The sequence below is a fragment of the Campylobacter concisus genome (assembly GCF_050447485.1).
Lineage (GTDB): Bacteria > Campylobacterota > Campylobacteria > Campylobacterales > Campylobacteraceae > Campylobacter_A > Campylobacter_A concisus_BQ.
The window spans coordinates 1,009,759-1,033,076 of record NZ_JALMFY010000001.1 but is presented as its reverse complement, the minus strand read 5'-3'; the positions used below and the strand labels follow the sequence as shown (position 1 = coordinate 1,033,076).

The 23,318-nt window shown below is 37.8% G+C and carries 20 protein-coding genes; 11 read left to right on the top strand and 9 right to left on the bottom strand.

Annotation, left to right across the window (positions count from 1 at the left end; translation table 11 throughout):
• The 6 genes from MTT29_RS05215 to MTT29_RS05190 form a co-directional block, all read right to left on the bottom strand.
• Nucleotides 1-861 (bottom strand): ATP phosphoribosyltransferase regulatory subunit, encoded by an 861-nt coding sequence (locus MTT29_RS05215; protein ID WP_429799977.1) that lies wholly within the window; start codon nt 859-861, stop codon nt 1-3.
• Nucleotides 854-4,906, bottom strand: coding sequence for a diguanylate cyclase domain-containing protein (locus tag MTT29_RS05210; RefSeq protein ID WP_429799976.1), 4,053 nt, complete (start codon nt 4,904-4,906; stop codon nt 854-856). The genes MTT29_RS05215 and MTT29_RS05210 overlap by 8 nt, the downstream gene beginning before the upstream one ends.
• A 119-nt stretch (nt 4,907-5,025) precedes the next feature.
• Nucleotides 5,026-5,646, bottom strand: coding sequence for an NAD(P)H-dependent oxidoreductase (locus MTT29_RS05205; RefSeq protein ID WP_021092100.1), 621 nt, complete (start codon nt 5,644-5,646; stop codon nt 5,026-5,028).
• Between the two features lie 111 nt (nt 5,647-5,757).
• Nucleotides 5,758-6,780: a selenide, water dikinase SelD gene (selD, locus tag MTT29_RS05200; RefSeq protein ID WP_429799975.1), complete on the bottom strand. Its 1,023-nt coding sequence runs from the start codon at nt 6,778-6,780 to the stop codon at nt 5,758-5,760.
• Nucleotides 6,777-7,379 carry a sulfurtransferase-like selenium metabolism protein YedF gene (gene yedF / locus MTT29_RS05195; RefSeq protein ID WP_103558622.1) on the bottom strand — a complete coding sequence of 201 codons (603 nt, stop codon included), beginning with the start codon at nt 7,377-7,379 and terminating at the stop codon, nt 6,777-6,779. The genes selD and yedF overlap by 4 nt, the downstream gene beginning before the upstream one ends.
• Before the next feature lie 146 nt (nt 7,380-7,525).
• Entirely contained in the window at nt 7,526-8,473 is a 948-nt protein-coding gene (locus tag MTT29_RS05190) for a formate dehydrogenase subunit gamma (RefSeq protein WP_021092159.1), read from the bottom strand.
• 399 nt (nt 8,474-8,872) lie between these two features.
• Here MTT29_RS05190 and MTT29_RS05185 point away from each other — a divergent pair, with 399 nt between their 5' ends.
• Nucleotides 8,873-9,469, top strand: coding sequence for a DJ-1/PfpI family protein (locus tag MTT29_RS05185; RefSeq protein ID WP_429799974.1), 597 nt, complete (start codon nt 8,873-8,875; stop codon nt 9,467-9,469).
• 325 nt (nt 9,470-9,794) lie between these two features.
• Here MTT29_RS05185 and nspC read toward each other — a convergent pair whose 3' ends face one another.
• On the bottom strand, nt 9,795-10,934 hold the full coding sequence (gene nspC / locus MTT29_RS05180) for a carboxynorspermidine decarboxylase (RefSeq protein WP_429799973.1): 1,140 nt from the start codon (nt 10,932-10,934) through the stop codon (nt 9,795-9,797).
• 84 nt (nt 10,935-11,018) lie between these two features.
• On the opposite strand from nspC, the gene MTT29_RS05175 reads away from it, so the two are divergent.
• The 8 genes from MTT29_RS05175 to MTT29_RS05140 all read left to right on the top strand — a co-directional run bounded on the left by MTT29_RS05175 (nt 11,019) and on the right by MTT29_RS05140 (nt 17,824).
• Nucleotides 11,019-11,240: a MoaD/ThiS family protein gene (locus MTT29_RS05175; RefSeq protein WP_002941462.1), complete on the top strand. Its 222-nt coding sequence runs from the start codon at nt 11,019-11,021 to the stop codon at nt 11,238-11,240.
• 1 nt (nt 11,241) lies between these two features.
• On the top strand, nt 11,242-11,676 hold the full coding sequence (locus MTT29_RS05170; protein WP_009295363.1) for a molybdopterin synthase catalytic subunit: 435 nt from the start codon (nt 11,242-11,244) through the stop codon (nt 11,674-11,676).
• 10 nt (nt 11,677-11,686) lie between these two features.
• Nucleotides 11,687-12,154, top strand: coding sequence for a molybdate transport repressor (locus MTT29_RS05165; RefSeq protein WP_107714139.1), 468 nt, complete (start codon nt 11,687-11,689; stop codon nt 12,152-12,154).
• A gap of 260 nt (nt 12,155-12,414) precedes the next feature.
• Complete coding sequence (locus tag MTT29_RS05160; RefSeq protein WP_429799972.1) at nt 12,415-14,265, top strand: TonB-dependent receptor domain-containing protein; 1,851 nt, start codon at nt 12,415-12,417, stop codon at nt 14,263-14,265.
• 11 nt (nt 14,266-14,276) lie between these two features.
• On the top strand, nt 14,277-15,242 hold the full coding sequence (locus tag MTT29_RS05155) for an ABC transporter substrate-binding protein (RefSeq protein WP_429799971.1): 966 nt from the start codon (nt 14,277-14,279) through the stop codon (nt 15,240-15,242).
• Nucleotides 15,239-16,036 (top strand): ABC transporter permease, encoded by a 798-nt coding sequence (locus MTT29_RS05150; protein WP_429799970.1) that lies wholly within the window; start codon nt 15,239-15,241, stop codon nt 16,034-16,036. The genes MTT29_RS05155 and MTT29_RS05150 overlap by 4 nt, the downstream gene beginning before the upstream one ends.
• Entirely contained in the window at nt 16,036-16,725 is a 690-nt protein-coding gene (locus MTT29_RS05145) for an ABC transporter ATP-binding protein (protein WP_429799969.1), read from the top strand. The genes MTT29_RS05150 and MTT29_RS05145 overlap by 1 nt, the downstream gene beginning before the upstream one ends.
• Entirely contained in the window at nt 16,718-17,824 is a 1,107-nt protein-coding gene (locus MTT29_RS05140) for an NnrS family protein (RefSeq protein WP_429799968.1), read from the top strand. The genes MTT29_RS05145 and MTT29_RS05140 overlap by 8 nt, the downstream gene beginning before the upstream one ends.
• 2 nt (nt 17,825-17,826) lie before the next feature.
• On the opposite strand, the gene MTT29_RS05135 is transcribed toward MTT29_RS05140, so the two are convergent.
• Both MTT29_RS05135 and MTT29_RS05130 read right to left on the bottom strand, forming a co-directional pair.
• Nucleotides 17,827-18,465, bottom strand: coding sequence for a Crp/Fnr family transcriptional regulator (locus tag MTT29_RS05135; RefSeq protein WP_087581368.1), 639 nt, complete (start codon nt 18,463-18,465; stop codon nt 17,827-17,829).
• A 149-nt stretch (nt 18,466-18,614) separates the two neighbouring features.
• The gene (locus tag MTT29_RS05130; RefSeq protein WP_103617237.1) at nt 18,615-19,028 is read right to left on the bottom strand and encodes an acyl-CoA thioesterase; all 414 of its coding nucleotides are present in this window, start codon (nt 19,026-19,028) and stop codon (nt 18,615-18,617) included.
• Between the two features lie 90 nt (nt 19,029-19,118).
• On the opposite strand from MTT29_RS05130, the gene ciaB reads away from it, so the two are divergent.
• Complete coding sequence (gene ciaB / locus MTT29_RS05125) at nt 19,119-20,963, top strand: invasion protein CiaB (RefSeq protein WP_148815130.1); 1,845 nt, start codon at nt 19,119-19,121, stop codon at nt 20,961-20,963.
• The gene (locus MTT29_RS05120) at nt 20,956-23,316 is read left to right on the top strand and encodes a putative bifunctional diguanylate cyclase/phosphodiesterase (protein WP_429799967.1); all 2,361 of its coding nucleotides are present in this window, start codon (nt 20,956-20,958) and stop codon (nt 23,314-23,316) included. The genes ciaB and MTT29_RS05120 overlap by 8 nt, the downstream gene beginning before the upstream one ends.
• The last annotated feature ends 2 nt before the right edge of the window (nt 23,317-23,318 follow it).

The following is a 23,318-nucleotide window of genomic DNA, read 5'->3' as shown; positions in this document are numbered from 1 at the left end:
TTACTTCCTTAAATTAATTTTTTCTTCTATCAATGCATCAGTATAAACAGCGAATCCGCTGCCTGAAATATCGTCTATTTCATAGTTTCCGCCACTTGCTAAGATGGCGTTGTCTTTTAAAAATCTAAAAAATAAACTATCATAATATCTCATTTTTGAGTAATATAGCGGAACTATTCTTAAATTTTTATATTCTAGTGATTTGGCTACGCTTTGTAAATTTTTCAGCGCCTCTTTTAGCTTGTCAGGGACTAAATTTATTATCTCATCAAGCTCGCTAGCGTCCTTTAAAAGGGCTAGTTTACTAAGCCACGGCACATTTTGGGCTAGGATCTTTTCTAGCCATGAATTTTCAAAAATTTCTATCTCTAAGTTTAAAATTTCGCAAATTATCCTTGGGATTTGCATATTGCTAAGCTGCAAACAAGCGCCGATCTCAAGCTCGCTAAAAAGCTTTGCTACGATATTTATACTTTTTAAAATGTCGTTTTCGCCGATAAGCTCAGCGCCTATTTGATAAATTTCTTGGCTTGGATAGCGAAAGACTGGCTGGATGTAAAACCACCTCTTTGGCTCATTTGCTTTAAGCCTTCTAAGCACGATCCTAACGGTATCAACCGTGCTATCAGCCCTTAGGCTTATCTCGTGATTTAGACTGTCGCTAAAGCGAAGAAGGTTTGTCGCATCCACGCTTAGATGTTGATGATACGAAAAAAACGGCGTTACGATCTCGCTAAAACCTTCATCTTCTAAAATTTCACTCGCTTTTTGCTCGATTTTTCTCTTTAGTTTTGCACTTTTTGCAAAGTAAAGTTTGCTTCCGTTTGGGATCTCGTGCTCATAAACATTTACATCACTCAACTCTTATCTCCTTACTAAAACCTAAATTTATATCGCACTCTTTGATGATGGACACGGCTAGATTATAGAGTTCGCCGCTGTCGCTACTGCTTGCTAGTTTGCTTAAATTTATAGAAATTTCTTGATTAAATTTACCTATATTTTTTATCTCATCTTCTATTTTTTGTTTTAGGCTTTGTGCTAGTTTGTCGTCTTGATTTAAATTTGCTATCACTTCATTTGCAAGCTCTTTTAGCACGACTAAGCCTTTAAAAAGCTCGAAATTTTCGCTATTTTTATAATCTTTTATGTGTAGATATGGTCTTTCGAATTTAAACGAAGCAGCATCTTTTGCCAAAAGTGCCAATGAGAAAATGTTGCCTTGAAATTTATCAAATCCAAGACCAAGCAAAAACTCAAGCGTTCTTTTATCATCGATATTTTTTATAGTCGTATTTAGTCCAAATTTATCAGCCACAAACCTTATCATATTTATGCTCTCAAGCGCCTCTTTTGAGCTAAAGATGTGTTTGCAAAATTTATTATCTATGTTGAAGCGATTTGTCTTTAGCATGCCAAGAGCTTCGATCGAGCTTGAGTATGATGCAAAGTCATCAAGCGAGAAGTGTATGCCAAGCTCTTTATACTTTCTAACATAAATTTCTAAAACTTCTAAATTTGTAGCTGTTGCAGCGTCGATAACGTCGATGATAAGCCCAGTTGGATCAAGGCTCTTATCCTCATCAAAGATCGCTTTAAATTTATGCCAAAACTCCTGCGTAAAGAGCTTTTTAACGCTTAAATTTACGCGAACCTTTGCGCTTATGCCATTTTCTAGCCACATTTTTCTAGCTAAAAGCGCCTCTTTTATCGTAAATAAAGCGATATTGCTCGATGCGCTACTTGTCCTTATAAGTGGTAAAAAGTCGCTTGGGTAGATGATCTCGCCATCTTTTCTCCATCTAATAAGCGCTTCAAAACTTAAAGTCTCGCCCGTGCTAAAGCTGATCTCTGGTTGAAATTCTAAAAACATCTCACCAGCGTCAAGCGCTTTTAAAATTTTTGAACCATCTTCGTATTGGCTCTTAAAATAGACATCTTTTTTCGCATCAAATGTATAGCTTCTGTTTTTGCCACTTATCTTGGCTTGATACATCGCCCAGTCGGCTCTTTGTAGCACATCATCAGCCCCAAGCTCACTATCAGCCAAGGCTATGCCTACGCTAGCGCTTGCTTTTAGTTTTAGCTCGTCTATCTTTACTTCATCTGAAGCTAGCCTTAGCATATTTTGCGCTATCTCATAGACTTCGCCTAAATTTTCGTAGTTTATGACGCCTACAAACTCATCTCCACCTATCCTTGCAAAGATATTTTTGCCATTAAACATAGCGCCTATCTTTTCAGAGATAGCTACTAAAAATTTATCGCCTATTTGGTGACCGAAGTTGTCATTTATGCTTTTAAAATCATCCATATCAAGGTAGATGACGGCTATTTTTTGTTCATTTTTTTGTATGAGAGAATTTAGCTTGTTGTAGAGTAAAAATCTATTTGGTAGCTTTGTGAGCGGATCGTGATATGCGATAAATTCTAGATATTTTTCATTTTGTGCTTCGTTATTTGCAAGCATTGCTAGCATGATGTAGCCAGTTTTTTTCTCATTCGCATCGATAAGCGGTAAAATTTCTATGACTTCAAGCTTGCTCTTATTTTTATTATTTTCGCTCCAGACCTTGCCACTCCACGAGCCGCCTTGGTTTATAGTCTCTATGATCTGGTGTTTTATATCGCTTAAGCCTTGCTTTATAAAGGTGATATCTTTTAGATATACACTATCTTTTGAGCCAGCACTTTCAAAAAATGTATCATTTGCATCAATGACCTTTAGCTCATCATCAAGCAAGATGACCTCTTCTTTGCTAAATGAGAAAATTTTTGCAAGTAGGTCTTGACAGACAAAGAAGCTATCTTCTAGGCTAAGGTCTTTTAGTGTGCCTTTTATCAAGCTTACTTCGCCAAATTCATCATATTCAAGTGCTTTTGCTCTTAGTCTAAAGTGTAGAATTTCTTTATCTATGCTATAAAGTTTGATATCTTTAATGTATGTTTGAGCGTCTCTTATACTCTCAAAAAAGCTATAAAAACTATCAAACTCATCGACAAAGACCGACTTTGCCTGCTCGAAATTTAGAGTGCTTTGCGTGCCAAGAACCTTGCTTAGCTCGTCTGAGATATTAAGCATGTCGCTTCTTTTATCCCAAGTAAAGACATTTGCCTCACTCGCCCAAAGCAGCGCCTTGCTCTCTTTGCTTTGTTTTTCAAATCTCTCTTGAAGCTTTATCATATCGCTAAGATCGGTAAATGAGTAGATGACCTTTTGCTCGTCTGCATTGATAAATTTAGCCTTTATCTTAAATGGAATTTTCTTGCCATAAGCGTTTGTCATATTTGCTATGAAATTTAGCTCTTCATTTTTAAAGCTTGCTTGCAAAAAGGCTTTTTTACCTGCTAGCACGGCAGCTTTAAAGCTATCAAAGTCCTCGCTTGCGATGATATCTTCTAAATTTATGAGACTTTGGCTTTGGACATTAAAAATTCTCTCGACATTGTTTGTGCTTTGGATGATCAAAAATGGCTCTTTTGCTGAAGCGATAGCGATAACATTTGGCGATAAAAAGACGTAGCTTTTGATGATATCGTCATTTCTTTGCGTCATCTTTTCTTGAGTGATATCCTTTATAAGTATGAAATTTAGCCTTGTGTTTTCTAGCTCAAAGCTACTTTGGGTTACTAAAACATCGATGATTTCATCATTTTTACGCCTTAGCTTAGCCTCGTATGATAGATTATTGTTGATAGCATTTTTTCTATCTTCTGCTAAATTCTTAGACTCATCTTCAAGAAGTTCTTTTATATTTAGATCCGCTACGTCATCTTTTTTGTAGCCTAGTTTTTCTAAAAGAGCGTTGCTAATGTCCGTGATGACGCCAGTATAAGCGTCAAAGACCACGATCTTTAAAAAGCTCTTTTCAAAGACATAGCCAAATCTACTCTCGTAGCTTTGTGCTGTCTCGTAAGCTTTATCTCTATCTTCATATAGTTTTTTGATGCTGTTATTTAGTAAGATAAATTCTTTTACGTCAAAGTCCTCATCAGCTGGCTTGCTTTTATCTGTCGCAAAAAGAGCGATCCTGGTAAATGCAGAGAGAATTTTGTCTTTTATATATGAGTTGTCGCGTAGCCAAAGTATGCTAAATGCTACAAAGCAGAAGAATGAAAGCACGACTAGAACTAGCTGGATAAAGATCTGAAGCTGCCTACTAGAGCCTGTTATGACAAATAGCTTTTGCTCCTCTAGGTAGCTGATCTTGTAAAAATTCATATCCTTTAGTTTAAAAATGATCTTGTCAGCTTTAAACTCGCCACCTTGCGAGATGTATTTGTTAAAGTCCTCTTTTATAAATTTTCTATAAAACTCATCTCTTGAGAGGTTGCCATCTTTATCGACCAAAAAGACGTATGCGGCAAAATTTTTGTTATAGCTTGTATCGACCTTCTTTTTTAAAAGATTTGGATTTAGCTGAATGAGAATTTTATTGCCATTTTTTAGCCCATAAGCTATGTAGATATCTTTAAAGCGTCTATTTTTGTAAAATCTATCAGAGAGCCTAAACTCGCCTGCTTTTATATCTGAAAACCACGAGATATCGTAGTTGTGTAACTCAAAAGCACTATCAAATTTACGCTCATAAAGCAAGGAGTTATCTTTTGCTATCACGTAAAAAGCGGCATAGAATTTACTTACAACAGTATCTTCATAAAATGGCTCTACGCCGTTTGCTATGAGTCTTGCCTTTGTGGTGATATTGTCTTTTACCTCCACAAATGTATTGACGATATTGTTTCTAGTGATTAAATTTAGCGTTGAAATTTCATATTTTATATCGTTTATGCCAGCAAATATGACAAAGAGTGCAAGAAAGATGAAGGCAAAAAGAAGTAGTGCTATCTTTACATAGAACCTCTTAAAAATCTGCAAAACTGGTTTAGCGCTATTTTTTTGCATTAAATTTAAGCCTCGCTTTTTAAAACTAGCCATGATTTTAACGCAAATTTACTTTTTTTAGCTTATAAAATGCCTTTTTGTTTAAATTTAAAGAGATCACAGGGCTTTTGCCCCGTGAGTTAGTAGATCCAAGTAACTACTTCGGCTCTTTGTCTGCGTAGTTTTTCAGGTTGTGGGTTTAGGCGGTAGCCAAATGGCACTACGATAGCCACTCTTTTTTCGCTCTCATCAAGGCCTAAAATTTCATTTAAAGCGTGTCTGTCAAAGCCTTCCATCGGGCAGCTGTCAATCCCAAGGCTAGCGGCTGCGTTCATCATATTTGTCGCAGCTATCATGCACTGCTCGTGTGACCACTGAAAGGTTAGCTCATCGTCATTTTTAAAATTTGATAGTAGAAAAAATTTCTGCCTTGCAGCGATAGCTTCAATATTTTTGTCGTCTCTTCTAGCGATCATTTTATCGATATAGCTACTACCAACTTTTACCTCTTTGATCTTAGCTAAGATGACAACCAAATGCGAGCAAGAGGTGATTTGCACTTGGTTCCACGAAACAGCTTTTATCTTCTCTCTAAGCTCCTTGTTTTGCACGACCAAAAAGTCCCACTGCTCAAGCCCAGTCGAGCTTGGGCTTAGCCTGCCAGCCTCTAGGATAAAGTCAAACTCGCCAGCACCGATCTTTTTGCTCTCATCAAAAATTTTGCAAGCGTGACGAAATTTTAAAATTTCAAGATAGTTCATCATATCTCCTTTGTTAAATTTCTTGACATTATAAAGCGGTTAGGTAAATTAAAAGAAATTTAGAAATTTTATCATCTAGTGCATGAAAACTAGGCTAAATTTAGCCTAGAGTTAGTTTAAAAATATATCAAACTCGCCTTTTTGGATCGTTTCTGCGATGATGGCTGAGTGCTCATAGCCAGCCTCTTTTAGGCGCTTTAGAGCTAAATTTGCCTCATTTTCGCTAACAGCTAGCAAAAGTCCGCCAGAAGTTTGCGCATCAAAAAGCAAGATATCAGCCTCTTTGCTCACAAAATGCTTTGCAAATTCTCGGTTTTTGTAGCTTCCCTCTGGGATGATGCCCATATCGGCAAATTCTTTCGCACTTGCGATCACTGGCACATCTTTTTCAAAGACATTAAAGCTGATCTTATCGTTTAACATCTCGCTTAAATGCCCTAAAAATCCAAATCCAGTCACATCGGTTGCCGCATAAACTTTGATGCCACTTAGTGCTTTTAGAGCGTAGAAATTTAGCTGAGCCATGATGCCTGCGACCTCATTTATCTGCTCCATGCTCAGTAGATCAGCCTTGATCGCTGTGCTTAAGATGCCACTGCCAAGAGGCTTTGTAAGGATCAAAACGTTACCAACTTCTGCTGTGTTGTTTGCCCAGAAATTTTTAGGATCTACCTTGCCAGTCGCGCTTAGTCCATAATACATCTGCTGCGTCTCTATCGTGTGTCCGCCAACGATGACGCCGCCACACTCTCTTACTTTATCGGCTCCACCTTGCAAAATTTCACCTAAAATTTCAGGTGCAAGGTTGCAGCTATCAAAGCCCACGATATTTAGGGCGTTTATCACCTCGCCACCCATTGCAAAGACGTCGCTTAGGCTATTTGCAGCAGCGATCTGACCGTAGATAAATGGGTCATTGACTACTGGCGTGATAAAGTCAAGCGTCTGAACTAGTGCAAGATCGTCCGAGAGCTTGAAAACGCTCGCATCTTCGTTTGAGCCGATGCTTGAGAGCAGGTTTGGATGAGATAAATTTAAACTACTAATCGTTTTGTGAAGACCCGACGGGTCAAGCTTAGCAGCTCAACCAGCGGCTTTAACGAACTGCGTAAGCTTTTTGTCGTGATAGATCATAGTTTGATTTGCTCGTGAGTTGAGAGTATGTCGATGATCTCATAAGCGTTTGAAATTTCGCCAACTGCAAGATCGCTCACTAGTTTATAAGCCTCCAAGCAGCTTCCGCAGCTTAAAATTTGAACGCCAGTAGCTTCAAGATCTTTAAGTGGCTTAAAGCTTGGATGTGCGCGGTTTGTGGTCATCTTAACGGCGTTATTTACGCAGATGATTATCTTTGGTTTTTTCTCTACTTGAAGAAGTGCGCCTAGAAATTTTGATAGCAAATTTATGCCAACTTCGCCGCTACCTGCGCGCTCTTCGTTTAGATAGAGCACTTTTTCGTTTTTTGGTGTTATATCGCAGACAAATTCGTCAAAATTTGTAAGCTCAAGTGCGCTTTTGCCCTTGATGGCTAAAATTTTAGTCTCATTGCCGTTGCTTTCTAGGCTAAATTCTATATTTTGATTTTTCAAAAATCTTGAGATATTTTCTTTTGGAGCTAGGGCATTTACGATGATCTCTAGGCTCTCTCCCTCATTTAAACCCTCAAGCGCATTTTTAGTCATGATGACTGGTTTTGGGCACTCTAAATTTCTGCAATCAATTGTTCTTGTCATTGTTTTTCCTTTGTGATTAGTATTTCAAACCTTGAAACTGATTTTGGATTATAGCTAAAAAATATTAATTTTTTAAAAGGATTTGTGCTGTGAAATTTGCTATAAAAGAGAGTTTGACCCTGCGTAAGTCGCAAGGTCAAGGTTGATTATTTTAAATTTGTGTAAGATTTTTCGTAGTCAGATACTGGGATCTTGTTTTCTTTAACAAGCTCTTGATACCAGTAGTGGTGAAGTACATAAACCTCTTCTTCTTCTTTGTATCCAGTGACCATTGACCAGATAGCGCCATGTATAGCGATCGCAGCCATATAAATATGAACTAGGAAAAATACCGCACAGACGATGCCAAGGCAGTTGTGGATAACTACGCTATATCTTAAAAGATCGATTTGAGAGATACCAAACCAACTAGCAACCGCTGGCTCTTTAATATCCATGAAATACATAATCGCACCAGTGATGATCATCACGATACCACCAGGGATAGCGATCCAGTACCATGCCTTTTGACCAGCGTTAAATTTACCAGCAGGAACTGGTTTTTTCTTCTTTGATAGATAACCACCAACTATCATCATCCATCTGATGTCATAAACAGCTGGAAGCATTCTGATAGTCCAAGCAAATAGCATAGGAAGCACAGAAATAGCAAATATAATAGTCGCTATATCGTGCAAGTATCTACAGAAACGCACAAATGTGCCACCGCCAAGCTCTGCACCCCACATGATGATGATGCCAGTTGGCACTAAGATGATCCAAGAGATCGCAGCTAAGCCGTGAGCTATACGTTCGATCAGTGAAAACGCAAATACTTTTTTGCCATCGTGACTAAAGTGTTTTGGTCCGATGATCAAGAAGTGTAGCACGAACGCGCCGATAACAGCTAAAATGATAGAAAGTGCAGCTATCGCGAAGTAGTCGTTGCCTTGTATAAAAGTAAATATCGGGCCCCAGCCATGCTCATAAGGCTTGATATTTTCTATCCTCTGTGCTGCCCAAATGGTGCTGTCAAATTGATTGACACCAGTTGGTCCTTCAATGGCCATTGCCGCAACGGACAATGTAAAAAGTAGAGTAAGAATTCTCGTCATTTTATTCCTTTATTTGCTAAAGCTTAAATGATTTAAGCTTTGGTTAAATATGCTAAAATCACACAGCTATGCCGTTTTGTGGCTATTATATCAGAGCTAATCACAAGCAAACCTTAGCAAAAAAGATTACTAAAATTTTTATAAAAAATATTTAAGTTTTGTTAATTTTGATAAACGCTGATATAAATTTTGAGCAGTAAAAATCTCAATTTTTTACCTAAAAACGTGGTTAAACTCAAATTTGAAAATGGTACTAGATAAATTTGAATATTTTTATCAAAAAGCTAATGCTTTATAAATTTAGCTTTTTAACTCAAAATACCTTATTAAATTTATATTTTCTAAAAAATTGAATTAAAATATCAAAAGTATTTTAGATCTCTATTAAAAGGCGAAGCAATGGACATTTACGCTCTTGTCTTTGATGACTACGAGACGCTTGATCTAATGGGGCCGGTCGAATTTTTAGCCAGAGTGCCTGAGCTAAATTTAAATTTTGTTTCATTTGAAGGTGGGGCAAAAAGAAGCAAGCAAGGCTTTGAGATAAAGACCAAAAAATTTAGCAAGATGCCAAAAGAGAGCGTTTTGCTACTCCCTGGAGGTCAGGGCACAAGGGTGCTTGTAGATGATAGTGAGTTTGTTTCTAAGCTTAAAGAGTGCGTTTTGGCATCTAAATTTTGCCTAAGTGTATGCACTGGCTCGGCGCTCATCGCTCGCACCGGAGAGCTTGACGGTTTAAAGGCTACCTCAAATAAAAGATCGCTTCAGTGGGTAAAAAGCTGCGGCAGGGCGGTAAAATGGCAAGAGCGCGCTAGGTGGGTGAGGGCAGGTAAGTTTTACACAGCCTCAGGCGTGGCTGCTGGCATGGATATGGCGCTTGGTTTTATCAGCGATCATTTTGGCAAGGAACTAGCCCAAAATATCGCAAACGAGACTGAATACAACTGGCAAAAAAGCTCAAAGATAGATAAATTTGCCAAAATTTATGGGTATTAAATTTTAAGCGGTTTGCGGTTTTTAGTAAATTAAATTTAGTGATGTAGCTTTAAATTTAAAGTAGTTTGTAGCTCACAGAACTAGCTAGAAATTCGCCAAATTCGGCGAATTTAAATTTTAAAATAAAAATATCTCTGCCAAAAATGCCACTAAGATAAATTTGTAGAAATTAAATTTATCCCATCTTTTCATATTAAATACAAATCCAAAATGTTTAGGGCTTAAATTTAGGCGGCAGTTCAAAGCCATTTTGGCAAAATTTGCAAGGCGGATAAATTTGACCTAAATTTAAAAGCCAAATTTACCTTTAAAAATAGATTTTAGCCTAGTTTCTGCGCCTATACTCTTCGTATCCAAATTCACGGATCGTTTTAACCTCTCCATTTTCTTTTAGAAGTAGCAGATCAGGCAGTTTTATGCCGTTAAATGTCGTATTTTTCACGATCGTGTAGTGGATTTGATCTTCAAAGATGACTCGGTCGCCGATTTTTAGCTCACTATCAAATTTATACTCCGCATCGCCCGCCTCAAGCCCCACGATATCGCCAGCTAGGCAGGTATTTCCGCCAAATCTATAAGCGAATTTGCCATTTTCACTCTCGCCCCTAACGGCTGGGCGGTAAGGCATGAGCACAGTATCTGGCATATGTGCCTCGGCTGAAGTGTCAAGGATGGCGATATCTTTCTCGTTATGCACGATGTCAAGCACGCTACTTATCAAAAAGCCAGTTTGCCAGCCCACGGCCTCGCCAGGCTCCAGATAGACCTCTACGCCGTACTTTTCACGGAAGCGCCTTACTATCTTTATAAGTAGCTCCACGTCATAATCAGCCCTCGTAATGTGGTGGCCGCCGCCCATATTTATCCACTTCATCTTTGGGATAAACTCGCCAAATTTCTCTTCAAATGCCTCCAGTACGATCTGCAAGCTGCTCGCACTCTCCTCGCAAAGTGCATGAAAATGAAGCCCAGTGATGCCATCAAGAAGCTCTGGCTTAAAATTTGCCCTTGTAATGCCAAGCCTGCTAAATTTACCGCATGGGTTGTAGCTATCAGTTGGGGCTAGCGAGACTTCAGGATTGACCCGCAGGCCACAGATGATGCCATTTTGCAGAGCAATGCCTTTAAACTTTTGCCACTGCGCAAAAGAGTTAAACGTAATGTGCTTTGAAATTTTTAAAATTTCATCAAAGTCCTCATCTTTAAAGGCTGGACTATACGTGTGGATCTCGCCTTTTACGTACTCGCTCGCAAATTTGGCCTCGTGAAGCCCACTGCAAGTCGCTCCGTCAAGATATGAGCCCACCATATCCATCACTCCGCTAAATGCAAAGCCTTTAAGAGCTACTAAAATTTTAGCTCCACTTTGCTCTTTTACATACTTTAAAAGCTCCAAATTTTTACGTACTTTTGCCTCTTCGCAGACGTAGGCTGGGGTTTTTATGCTTTTTAAAATTTTGTCCATTTTCTTTCTCTTTTGTAAATTTTCAAATAAGTATATCTAAATTTATTTTTAAGTAAAATCAGCAAAAATTTCAAAGGATAAAATGTGGTAGAGATCGAATTTCTTGGGCCTATCGGGCTTGAGAGTATAAAAGTAGAAGCGAAAAATTTAGGCGAGGTAAAAGCGGCTTTAAGCGAGAAAGAGGAGCTTAAAAAGTGGCTAAATATCTGCGCTGTGGCTGTAAATGACGAGATCGTAAGCGATATAAATTTCGCTCTTAAATCAGGCGATAAAATTTCTATCTTACCGCCAGTTTGCGGAGGCTAAGATGCAAATTTATAATGGAAGCTTGGACGTTCAAAGCATCACAAACGAGTGGTATGATAAATTTAAGGATAAAAACTGCGGCGCGCTCATTACATTTGTTGGCATAGTGCGCGAAGAGGGCGGGATTTCGGCGCTTAGCTTTGATATCTATGAGCCGATCCTTAAAAAATGGCTAGATGCTTGGCAAGAGCGAGCCAAAAAAGAAAATGCCTACGTGCTCTTTGCTCACTCAAAAGGCGATGTGCCGGTGCATACGAGCTCTTATGTAGCAGGTGTAGTAAGCCCTCAAAGAAAGGTCGCGCTAAGGCTTATAAACGAGTTTGTCGAGGACTTTAAGGCAAATGCGCCGATCTGGAAATACGACGTGATAAATGGCGAGAGAATTTACGCTAAAGAGCGTAGCCAGGCGATAAATGGCGCCGGACTTTTGGCATAAAAGGGCAAAAATGATAACCAAAGAGAGTAAAAAAGATGTTTTTTGGGCGCTTGCCTTTGGGCTTGGGCTCTTTGTCTTTAGTATCATTGGCTACTTTTATCTTGATCTTGGCACGCCCTCTCTTTTTGGCATCATCGTTGGCGCCGTTTCAACCTTTTTTTGCGTGAGAAAAATTTTGCAAAACAACTTTTTTGAGATAGATGATGATGGTTTTGTCATCACAAAAGGCTCAAAAAATATCAAATTTTTCTTCAAAGATATCGATGAGATCGCTATTAAAAGCTTTGGCGATAAGAAAAAGGTCGATGCGCTAAGTGTTAAATTTAGAAAAAATCGCCTAGATAGAGATGCGTGTTTTGGCTTAGTTCAGGCACTTGGCGATGATATGATCGTTATTTTTGACAGATACGAACTTTCACAATTTACACTTTCAAAAGAGCTTCGAGATAGGCTCGCTAAATTTAAAGATAGGGCTTAGTTAGGTAAAAAATTAATTATTTTTTACCCTTTGCCTAGTTATTTATAGTTTAAATTTTTATTTTTATATAATAATTATCAAAATATATAGCAAAATTTTACATTATTTTTGCCTTATTATGTTATTTTTACCTGCTGATTACTTCTATATTCAATAATTTTTATAAAAATATATGATGATTTATATCAATATCTTATAAGAGATTTTTATTTACAATTTCGATAAGAAAAATCATAATTGTATTTTAAAAGGAGTTTTTTATGAGGCAAGTTTTAAGCTTAATAGTTTTTTCGTCACTGCTTTTAGCAAATGAAGCAAATTTAGACACTATAAAGCCTGTTAAAGAATTTGCGCCACCGCCAATTATAACGCCAAATGTTGCACAAAGTGCCTTTGTGGAAAATCAATTTGACCGCACTCAAAGAAGCGAATATCCATTTGTGACAAATTTACTTGATAGCTCAGCGGATATGTTTCATATCTCAGCTGGAATGTATGGAAAAAGCTTTTACAACTCATCGCTTTTTAAATATCGTGGCGCAAATTTTTATACCATTTTAAACACAAATTTCACCAAGGCAAATAGCTATAAAGATGGAAGTGGTAAAAAATGGGACTATGGCTACAACAGACAGGGCCAAAGCGTTATTTTAGGTTTCGTGCCAAATGAGCTTAGCGAGCTTAGACTTACGTTTTTAAGGGATAATATCGATAAAGACAAGCAGCCAGAACACGCAATGGACGCCTTTAAAACAACCAGAAAAGTCGGCAAGCTAAATATTCGCTTGGGCGAAGAAGATCTATCAAACACGCTAAATTTTGAATTTATCCTAAAAAAGGTTGAGCGAAAAGCTGATAACTTTCATCTAAGAAATTCCACTCCAAATGTAAAAGTTGAGATAAAAAGAGATGTGCTTGAGACAAATTTAAAGTATGATGTTGATTTCGCAAGTTTTCATAATCAAATAGGCGCTGGCTTTGAAAAAGATAAACATGGTGGCAAAAGATACATAAAGCAAGGCAGTAACTGGGTATTTAACGGATACAGATTTGCTGATGTTAGAAATGATAAATTTATGCTTTTTGACACACTTGCTTATAAATTTAATGAAGCAAACGAAGCTTCTCTTGCCTTAAAATATGAAGAGCAAAGAAGTAAGCTTAATGGGCTTGATACTAAATATTTCGCACCAAATCCAGCCATTAGCACCACTCGTGGGCTACTTCGTCAAATTTATGGCGAAGACGTAAGTGATAAGATCAAAAAAGACGCTTTTAGCGTAAGTTTAAAATATAAATTTACACCAAACGATAAGGATAGCTATTTCGCAAAACTTGAGAGTTTATCTCGCTTGCCAAGTAATATGGAGCGTTTCAATACACTTTATGGTGCAGGCGATAGTGGCTGGATAGCAAATCCTAATTTAGAGCCAGAAAGGCACAATAGAGCAGTTCTTGGCTTTAAATTTGGTAGCCAGTTTTATAAAGAATACCTAAACTCCTTGCAAAACAAAGATGCTTTTAGCTTTAGTGGGCATTTCATCGCTGATAGCGTAAAAAATTTGATCATTTTTGATAGACGACACTCAAAAGCCGCCATGCCACTAAACAAAAATGCTGTCATCTCAAGAAATGTTGATGCAACGCTTTATAGTGTAAATTTCAATACAGAATATAGCTTTGCAAGGCACTTTGGATTAAAAAGCTCACTTTACTACAACTACGGACAAAATAAAACCGATGGCAGACCGCTTTATCAAATAAGGCCTTTTGAGGCAAATTTTGCGTTTGACTACAAAGACTATGCAAGCTTTGGTAGCTACAACCTAGTCACTGCACTAAGACTAGTTTCAAAGCAAACTAGGGGCGGTTTTAGCAAACAAAATGGTCTAGGTATCGACAAAAAAGAGGCCGCAAAGGGGTTTGGCTTGCTCGATCTTTATGGTGGTGTAGAGTTTAAAAACAAAGTTGGCATAAGATTTGGCATTGCAAATTTATTTGACAAAGATTATGCAGAATTTATTAGCGGTGATCACGTAGCAGCACTTGATCCAGTAGTCGTTCATGCCCCTGGCAGAACATTTTTCATTAGCTTTCACAGCAGTTTTTAAAGGAGAAAAAGATGTTAGATAGAAGAAAATTTTTAGGACTTAGCACAGCTTTAGGCGTTAGCGCGTTTGCACCAAATTTATTTGCAAAAGAGAGCTTTAATATGTGGGGCGCGCCAGCGATCCCAAGTGTCATAATGGCAGTTGCTGCACTGCAAGGCGAGTTAAATAAAACTTATGATGTGAGCCTAAATATCTGGAAAACACCAGATCAGCTTCGTGCAGGTGTAGCTAGTGGGGATATTAAAGTCACGATGTCACCATCAAATGTCGCTGCAAATTTAAGAAACCAAGGGCTTGATTTTGCTATGTTAAATTTACTGACCCTTGGCGTGATGAACGCTATGGTCAAGGACGAAAAGATCAAAAATTTAGAAGATTTTGTAGGCAAAAAGCTAGTCATGCCATTTCGAGGTGACATGCCTGACCTTGTCCTAAGGGCACTTTGCAAGAAGCGAGGCATAGACGCTAGCAAAATAGATATCACCTATACAGCAACACCTCCTGAAGCTCTACTTTTATTTTTACAAAAAGATTTTGATATTTTATTAGTCCCGCAACCTCTTGGTGAAGCGACTATTTTGCGTGGTAAAAAAGCAGGCGTTAGTGTGCATTACTCAGTTGATTTTCCAAAAATTTGGGGCGAGAGCTTTAATACAAAACCGATAATCCCAATGGCTGGCATTATCGTAGAAAGAGGCTTTTATGAGAAGAGCTTAAATCTATTTGATACGCTTCATAGCGATCTTGAGAACGCACTTTCATGGATACTTGAGAACAAGCAAAGCGCAGCAAAAATAGGTTCAAGCTACTTACCAGCTCCAGAAGTGGCACTTGCAAATGCCTTTGATAAGGCAAATTTAACAGTGACAAAAGCAAATGAACTACAAAGTGAAATCATGGCATTTTTTGAAGAAATTTATCAGTTCAATCCAAAATTTCTAGGTGGCAAGATGCCAGATAAAGGTCTATTTTTATGATACTAATCGACGGCGTCAAAAAAGATCGCTCAGCCTTTTTAAAAATGATTGACTATTTTTGGGGCGGATTTAGCGGATTTGCCGTAGTTTTTTTAATCTTAGCTATTTGGCAAGTGGGAAGCGAGTTTAGCTCCCCACTCCTGCTCCCTTCGCCAAAAGATGTATTTTTTAAAGTCTGTGAAATCATAAAGGACTACAAAAATAGCGAGATAAATATAACGCTTTGCAGATCACTAGTTGGGGTTAGCACGGCAACATTTTTTGGTATATTTTTAGGACTAATAGCAGGTAGTTTTAAAAGCTTTGCGGCCTTTTTAAAGCCTGTTATTACCTTGCTTTTATCGATGCCACCAATTATTTGGATAGTGCTTGCTATTTTTTGGTTTGGATTTGGAAATTTTAGCACCATTTTTACTATCTTTATAACCGTTTTACCGCTTACTTTTGCAAGCTCGGCAGTTGCTATGAGTAGTGTAGATGAGGAGCTAAAAGAGATGTTTGATGCCTATCATTTAGGCTTTTTAAAAAAGATAAAACACCTCTATATCCCACATCTTACAAGCTATATCATAAGCTCTGTTAGCGTAGCTGTTGCAATGGGTGTAAAAATAGTCATAATGGCTGAACTACTAGGTGCAAATAACGGCATGGGAGCAAAGATAGCAAATGCAAGGGCGATGCTTGAAACAACTGAAGTGATGGCGTATGTTCTTTTAAGCATCACTCTTATCATGCTTTTTGAGTACCTCATCATCGAGCCTTTAAAAATAGCCCTGATGCCTTGGAGAAGATGATGCTTGAGCTTAGAAATGTAGAGTATGAAATTTTAAGAGATAAGGTCGTAAGAAATTTTAATTTAAAGGTAGAAAAAGGCGAAGTGGTGACGCTTTTTGGGCCTTCAGGATGTGGAAAAACTACCATTTTGCGCCTTATTAGCGGACTAAATGAGCCCAGAAAAGGGGAAATTTTTAATAAATTTAAAAAGATGACATATTTTTTTCAAGAAAATCGTCTGCTTACATGGAAAAATGCTCTTGAAAATGTGCTTTTGGTTATAGATAAACCCGATCAAAACAGCGTTTTAAAGCTTTTTTCTAAAGTCGGTCTTAGTCAGAAAGACACACTAAAATATCCAAATGAACTAAGTGGCGGTATGAGGCAAAGGGTTGCTTTCGTGCGGGCGATCGTGACAAAACCTGATCTGCTTTTAATGGATGAGCCATTTTCGGGGCTTGATTATGATATGAAAGAAATTTTGATCGATATTGTCAGCCAAAGAGTGAGTGAGGGCATGAGCATAATACTAGTCACGCACGACAGAATGGAGGCTGTGAAGATGTCAAATAGAATTTATTTTCTCGCAAATAAAGGTGCGATCATACAAAAAGAGCTTGTTTTAGACGAGGCTTTTAAAAACCGTGATTTTACATTTATCAGCAAAACAATAGATGAAAATTTTAAAGGGCAAATTTATTATGATTAACAACTTTTTTACCTATCCTATGAGGATATTTTTTCTCACGAGTGCTGCCTGTGCTGTGCTGGGAGCTGCCATATTTTTTACACCAACTGATTTTGTGAGTTTGCATAAATTTATATTTTTACACCTTTTTTTGGCACTTGCTTATGCTGGTTTTTTACTCACTGGACTAACCGACTGGACGAATTTTAGCTCCTCACTAAAAGTCCACGCTTATATTTTATTTTCGCTCTTTGCAACTAGCTTTATAGCGGCACTTTTTAGCTTATTTTTAGCACATTTTTTTATTACACTTTTTTGGGCATATCTAGTGATGCTTTGCCTTTATATGATCTGGCGAGATAAAAACCTTGATCAATTTGGCGTGCTTGGCTTTTTGTTTGGCATTTTAGGCTTTGAAATTTATTATCTAATAAGTGACAACGAAAAATTTTTAAATTTGCAAATTTATCTTCATATCATCGCTATCTTGCTTATTTCGTATCGCGTTAGCGTTGTACTTGGCAAAGAAGCGCTAAAGCGAGAAAAAGATATGGATGAGGCTATCTTTGTGCCAAATTTTATCTATAAAAATATCGCTATTTGCATGACTTGTGCATTTTTGCTTTTTAATATATTTTTTGAAAAGAGTATCGGCACCTACTATGTAGCCATTGCTTGCGGATGCGCAGTGCTTGCAAAGCTTAAAGAGTGGCACTATAAGCAACTTTTGAGGCATAATTTTGTGATTTGCTATTACTTTATGCAGGTATTTTTGGCGGTTGGATTTTTAGGTATCGGAGCAAGTGGGCTTTTAAACCTAGGTCTTGAAGTAAATTTTATGCACTTAATAGCCATAAATGCTGTTATTTTTAGCGTTATGCTTATTTTTAATATCGCGGGACTTCGTCACAGCGGACAAGAGCTTGAGTTTTTACGCCTTAGCAAAATTGCATTTATTTTAGTCATTTTAGCTGGCATTAGTAGAGGCATTTTGGCTTATTTTTGGAGTGGATTTTATATCCATCTGCCAGCAACTTTGATAGCACTTGCTTTTGTCTTTTGGCTCATAAATTTTTATGCAATTTTTAGAGATAATGAATTCTCTGAGGACCCTGAATGATATTAATTGGTATAACTTTCAAGTTTTTCGTGGTCGATGATGAGAAATTCGTGCGGTGTGATCTTTCTGATGATGTCGTCTTTGATAAGCTCATTAAAGGCTGTTGAGGCGCTTTGGCGCTTGAGGCCAACAAAGCTTGAGAGCACCTTTAGAGAAAATGGCAAAAATACATATTGATAGCCATTTTGTTTTAGATCTTGCTCATTTGCAAGCTCGATTAAGAAATTTGCTATCCTACCCTTTGCGTCCTCAAAAAGTATCGACTTTGTGATCTGGCGCTGCACAATGATGGTGTTTAGTGTGGTTGTTAAAATCTCGCTAGCGGCTTTTGGATTGTGCAAAATTTCGCCGATATTATCTAGTCTAATGACGTAAATTTGGGCATCTTCAAGCACTTCAAATGCGCAGTTGTCATCGAGTATGGCGATGTTGTTTTTTTCTAAATGATAAAGGATAAATTCCTCGCCATCTTCAAAAAATGAGAGCTTTGCTGAGCCGTTTTTTAGGATAATTATCTCGATATCTTCGGTGTAGATCGTGCTTGTTTTTGGCAGCTCTTTAAACTCAAATTTCTCCAGCTCATCTTGTGTTAAGATATCTAAAATATGCGTTTGTAAAAGCCCTAAGCGTGATTTTTTCATCTTTCTCCCAAAAAAGTGTAAGGGCAGATTTTACTTTATAAAGCATTTAAATAAGTTGAAATTTCTCTTTTTTGGTGTTACTTTTTTTCAAATCTTTTTAAAAATAGTGATAAATTCGGGGGTTTTGGCTGCATAAACTGCAACCAAATTTAAAAGCCGTGAAGCTCTTTTATCTTCTCATCTATCGGTTTTTTGTGCCCGTCTTTTGTCACACTAACATAGGTCGCAATGGCGCTTGTGACGTGTATAGTCTCTCTAAAACCGCCGTCAGTTAGCCTAAGCGCAGTCACTTCTATCTGCGTTGTTATCGATGTTTTACCAACTGCGATGATCTTTGCATAGCAGCTTAGTACGTCGCCAACAAAGACTGGTTGCTTGAAGATGATCTCTTTCATAGAAATCGTCACAACTCGCTCAGGCGAAATTTCTCTAGCAGCCTGAGCACCTGCAAGGTCTATCTGACTCATTATCCAGCCACCAAAGATATTGCCAGCTGAGTTTGTATCTTTTGGTAGCATCACTTGCTTGATGCGTGGCTCGCCAAAGTCCTTTAAAATGTCCATTTTTTGCCTTTTAGATTTTAAATTTTTGGTAAATTGTAGCAAATTTTAATGGCTTTATGCTAAAATCCTGCAACTTTAAGGGATGAAAAGATGAATGATTTTAAAAGACTAAACGAACTTACAAAAGAGCAAAAATCCAAGTTAAACGCTATTTATAAAAATTTAGATGACAAGATCATAACTGAAGCTGTGAAAATTTGCGGCCTTGCTGGCACGCCGAGCCAAAAACTAGCTCTTGCTAGAAGGATAGTTGATCTTAAAGTTGATCCACTTCAAAATGAGCTAAAAAAGCTAAATTTAGGCGAGGACGAGCAAAAGCGCGTGCTAAATTTGATCTATGGCTATGTTAGAAATTTATATGAAGATCTCCACTCAAAGCTTATAAAAAAGGCACGTGATGAGCAAATTTTAGACCAATTTTATCAAGCTTTTGTTGAGGCTATGCACGAGCTTGGGCTTAGTCTAAATGCGTGGCAAATTTCATGGCAAGATAAGATAATAGACGCCACAAATAAAGAGTTTGAAGCTAAATTTAAAGATCTAAGCGAGGCAAATGAGTTTATCACTAAAAACGCTTTGTTTCAGTGTGATAGTAATGGCGCAAGGGCTGATAGAACGTATGGCGCAGTTTGCAAAGAGGGCGAGAAATTTAGCTTTTTGCCTTATGCGCTTGCCTTTAAAGATGAGGTTAGAGAGCTTAAAAAAGTATTTATAAAAAATCTTGAAATTTTAAGAAATTTAGCTAAGAGCGACGAGCAAAAATCCTACGTAAAATACCTCGAAAAGCTGCAAAATGCCTTTTGCGAAGAGGACAATGCAAAGGTGATAAACGCTTGGCAAGAGGCTGAGATAGCGTGGATGGATGTAAAAGGAGCGCTTCAGCCAGGTCATCCGCTAGAGTACTACGAGGACGCCTACACGCACGCAGTAGCGCTTGAATGGGACATCAGGCTGGTGGATAGCGAGGGCATTGATGAGCTTAAATTTAAAGAAAAAGTGACAAAAACTTACGAAAGTGTTTGTGAAAAGATCAAATTTGATAACGCCGCGACAAACAAGGCAGTTAGTGAAAATATCGCTAGAACGCAGCTTTATATAAGCGTGCCGATGATATATTACGGCGCAGAGCTAAACGGACTTTTTAGCGCTCAAGTCGTGCCAAATGATGAGAGCGTGAGCGCAAAATGCGGTAAGAAAATTTTTGCCTTTGTAAATCATGTATATGAGGGTGCAAAGGCAAAGCCTTTTATGAAGCTTGGGGCTGAAATTTTTAGCAAGGAATTTTTGGATTTTGGTAGGGAAATTTTATTTTTAAAGCCAAAAATTTGGAAAAAAGTATATGAAATTTCAACGATCGGCCATGAGTTTGGGCACATTTTATTTATCGGACTTGATACTGAGATGAGTATGAATAAAAGTGGCGTCTTTAAATTTATAGAAGAGTATAAAGCGACTACTGGCGGGCTAGTAAATTTCTTCTTGCATGAAGAGGCGGAGTATAAAATGGCCGTCTTTCACGAGCTAATAGCCCGTGCGGTTGGGCTTATAGCGTGGCGAAAGGTCGATGAGGTGAGGGCTTATTATTGCGAGGGGCTCATACATCTTAGCCTGCTTTTTAGGGCTGGAGTGCTTAAATTTGACGGCAAACTAAGCGTGGATATGAGCGAGCAAGCCTACGCTAAATTTAAAGAAATTTGCTTGCAAAACTACTTCGAGCTAGCGCAAACATACGCTAAAAAAGATGATGCGAGCGTGTTTTTGGAGAAATTTTGCCAAAAAGATGAGCTAAGCTATCTGCCAAAAGATGAAGAGTGCAAGAAATTTGTTGAGCATTTTTACGCTAGGTACGAGGCTATCGGCAACGACGTCGATGATAGTGGCGAGTGGCAAAGGTGGCAAAAGCTAGCCCAGGAAGCGGAGAAGAGCCGTGCTTGATAGGATAACAAATTTTCACAACGGCTCTTTTTTATTTATATTTGCCCTGATTATTGCTTATTTTTCTGCTATTTATCTGGGGGATCAGTTTTATCTGACGGCTTTATCAGTTGGCACTGATGTAGTGATCGCCATATTTTTGTTCTTTTTATTAAAAAGTAGTAGAAATTTAAACTCATACTGGACCTATATATTTTTAGCTATAGCGAGCTGGGCGTTAGCAGATATCCTTTTATTGCTTTATGATAGATCGCTTCTCATGCACGGAAATATCTCTCGTACGGAGCTTATGCAAATTTTATATTTGATCCCATTTTTTATGTTTATCGTCTCTTTTGTCGCCTTTTTTACAAGGATTTTAAAAAGAGTGATATGGCAACAAGTCGCGGTAGATGCGCTTGCTTTGATGCTTATAACGGTTAGTTTTTTTTGGTTTGTAGTTTTTGATAAAAGTTTAGTAGTAGCGCTTAATCAAGAATTTGTGACTAGCCTTTCATATATCATAATGGATATTTTTATCTTTTGCTTTGTCTTTGTTGTCGCATTTTCACTAAATTTTGTATCAAAAAAACCAGCTTTTAGCTATAAAAGAGTGAGCCTTCTTTTATATTTATTAGCTTTGCTTATCATTTGCATTTGCGACGCATACTACTCATCAAAGGCCTTTTTGGCATACGGTGGTACAAATGTTCATTATGAGTTTTTCTTTAAAGTTGCATTTTTTATTATATTTGTAGCTTGCTTGCACCTAAAGGAAAACGAGGCAAATATCAAGATAAGAAGTTACAGAAAAGACTATATAAGGGTGCTTATATATAAATTTATCACCCTGCTTATCGTATCTTTACTCTTTTTAGGAGCTGCTAATACAGATAAAATTTACTCTGTTTGGATAGTTTTTCTGCTTATGGTTTTGCTAGCCTATGCAGCGCTAATTTATAGTATCTCAAACACAGTTGCTATGAGGGATTTAGCTAGATCTGAAAGGCATATCATCGCTCAACTTGACGAAGAGATCCAAGATAGCTTAAAAGAGCTTGAAGAGAAAAATGAGCGCTTAAGGCAGCTTAGCGAATTTGACTCACTCACTGGGCTTTTAAATAGACAGTCATTTTTAAGCAAACTATCAGAGATGATAAAGACCAAAGCGCTTGGCGAAAAGATAGATATTTATTGCATCGACATCAACCACTTTAAGGCTATAAATGACTCATACGGCCACTACGTGGGTGATGAGGTGCTTTTGAAATTTTCTAAAAATATAAAAGCGATCTTGCCAGAGGGCGCTATCGTCTCAAGGTTTGGCGGCGATGACTTTATGATAGTTTTAAAGCAAAAAAATGAGGGGCATTATAGAGAATTTTTATACTATCTGCTAAACATCATAGCCGAGCAAATCTCAGTTGGCGACTATAAGATAGCTCTTGGAGCAAAGGTTGGCGTTAGCTCAACGCAAACAAGTGAAATTTTAGCTGATGATCTCATCATGCAAGCCGGAGCCGCACTTGATGCAGCCAAAAGAGATGTTAATACAAAATATGTCTTTTACGATGATATAAAAGAGATCATTCAGGAGAAAAACTACATAGAAATTTTGCTAAATTCTATGAATTTCGATGAGGAATTTAGTCTAAATTTCCAGCCGCAGTATCTACTAAATGGTAAAAAGATAATAGGTGCTGAGGCTCTTATAAGGTGGAACTCTCCAGTAAAAGGCTTTGTAAGTCCGGCTAAATTTATCCCAGTAGCTGAGCAAAGCTCTATCATAAATACAATAGGAATATGGGTGGCAAAAGAGGCCATAAGGCAGATGAGCTACTGGAACAAAAAGTATGGCATCAGCCTAAAAGTAGGCATCAACATCTCGCCAAAACAGGTTGATAATGTAAATTTTGCATCGGATATCTTTGGATATGTTGAAGAATTTGGCATGGATCCAAAGTGCGTTGATATCGAGCTTACAGAGGCAAGCCTCGTCAATGCCGAAGAGATCATGCAAACAGTCTTAAAGAAATTTTCAGATAAAGGCATGAGCATCTCGATCGATGACTTTGGCACCGGCTTTTCATCGATGAACTACATCAAAAAGTATCCACTAGATAGGCTAAAGATCGCAAAAGAACTAGTTGATAACATCGCTATAAACGAGATCGATAGAGACGTTGTAAAAAGCGTTATAACTCTAGCTAAAAATATCGAGCTAAAGACGATCGCTGAGGGTGTTGAAGATGAAACTCAGCTTGAAATTTTAAGAGAGCTAGGCTGCGATGAGATACAAGGTTATTTCTGGGGTAAGCCGATGAACGCTAAAGACTTTGAAGAGCTCATAAGAAGCACGCTTGATCACATCTAAGC

Bases quoted from the DNA above. Each gene is read 5' to 3' on its own strand.
- MTT29_RS05210 (WP_429799976.1), bottom strand. From the start codon at position 4,906: ATGCAAAAAAATAGCGCTAAACCAGTTTTGCAGATTTTTAAGAGGTTC.
- MTT29_RS05205 (WP_021092100.1), bottom strand. From the start codon at position 5,646: ATGAACTATCTTGAAATTTTAAAATTTCGTCACGCTTGCAAAATTTTT.
- yedF (WP_103558622.1), bottom strand. From the start codon at position 7,379: ATGACAAGAACAATTGATTGCAGAAATTTAGAGTGCCCAAAACCAGTC.
- MTT29_RS05190 (WP_021092159.1), bottom strand. From the start codon at position 8,473: ATGACGAGAATTCTTACTCTACTTTTTACATTGTCCGTTGCGGCAATG.
- MTT29_RS05185 (WP_429799974.1), top strand. From the start codon at position 8,873: ATGGACATTTACGCTCTTGTCTTTGATGACTACGAGACGCTTGATCTA.
- nspC (WP_429799973.1), bottom strand. From the start codon at position 10,934: ATGGACAAAATTTTAAAAAGCATAAAAACCCCAGCCTACGTCTGCGAA.
- MTT29_RS05170 (WP_009295363.1), top strand. From the start codon at position 11,242: ATGCAAATTTATAATGGAAGCTTGGACGTTCAAAGCATCACAAACGAG.
- MTT29_RS05165 (WP_107714139.1), top strand. From the start codon at position 11,687: ATGATAACCAAAGAGAGTAAAAAAGATGTTTTTTGGGCGCTTGCCTTT.
- MTT29_RS05160 (WP_429799972.1), top strand. From the start codon at position 12,415: ATGAGGCAAGTTTTAAGCTTAATAGTTTTTTCGTCACTGCTTTTAGCA.
- MTT29_RS05155 (WP_429799971.1), top strand. From the start codon at position 14,277: ATGTTAGATAGAAGAAAATTTTTAGGACTTAGCACAGCTTTAGGCGTT.
- MTT29_RS05150 (WP_429799970.1), top strand. From the start codon at position 15,239: ATGATACTAATCGACGGCGTCAAAAAAGATCGCTCAGCCTTTTTAAAA.
- MTT29_RS05145 (WP_429799969.1), top strand. From the start codon at position 16,036: ATGCTTGAGCTTAGAAATGTAGAGTATGAAATTTTAAGAGATAAGGTC.
- MTT29_RS05140 (WP_429799968.1), top strand. From the start codon at position 16,718: ATGATTAACAACTTTTTTACCTATCCTATGAGGATATTTTTTCTCACG.
- MTT29_RS05135 (WP_087581368.1), bottom strand. From the start codon at position 18,465: ATGAAAAAATCACGCTTAGGGCTTTTACAAACGCATATTTTAGATATC.
- MTT29_RS05130 (WP_103617237.1), bottom strand. From the start codon at position 19,028: ATGGACATTTTAAAGGACTTTGGCGAGCCACGCATCAAGCAAGTGATG.
- ciaB (WP_148815130.1), top strand. From the start codon at position 19,119: ATGAATGATTTTAAAAGACTAAACGAACTTACAAAAGAGCAAAAATCC.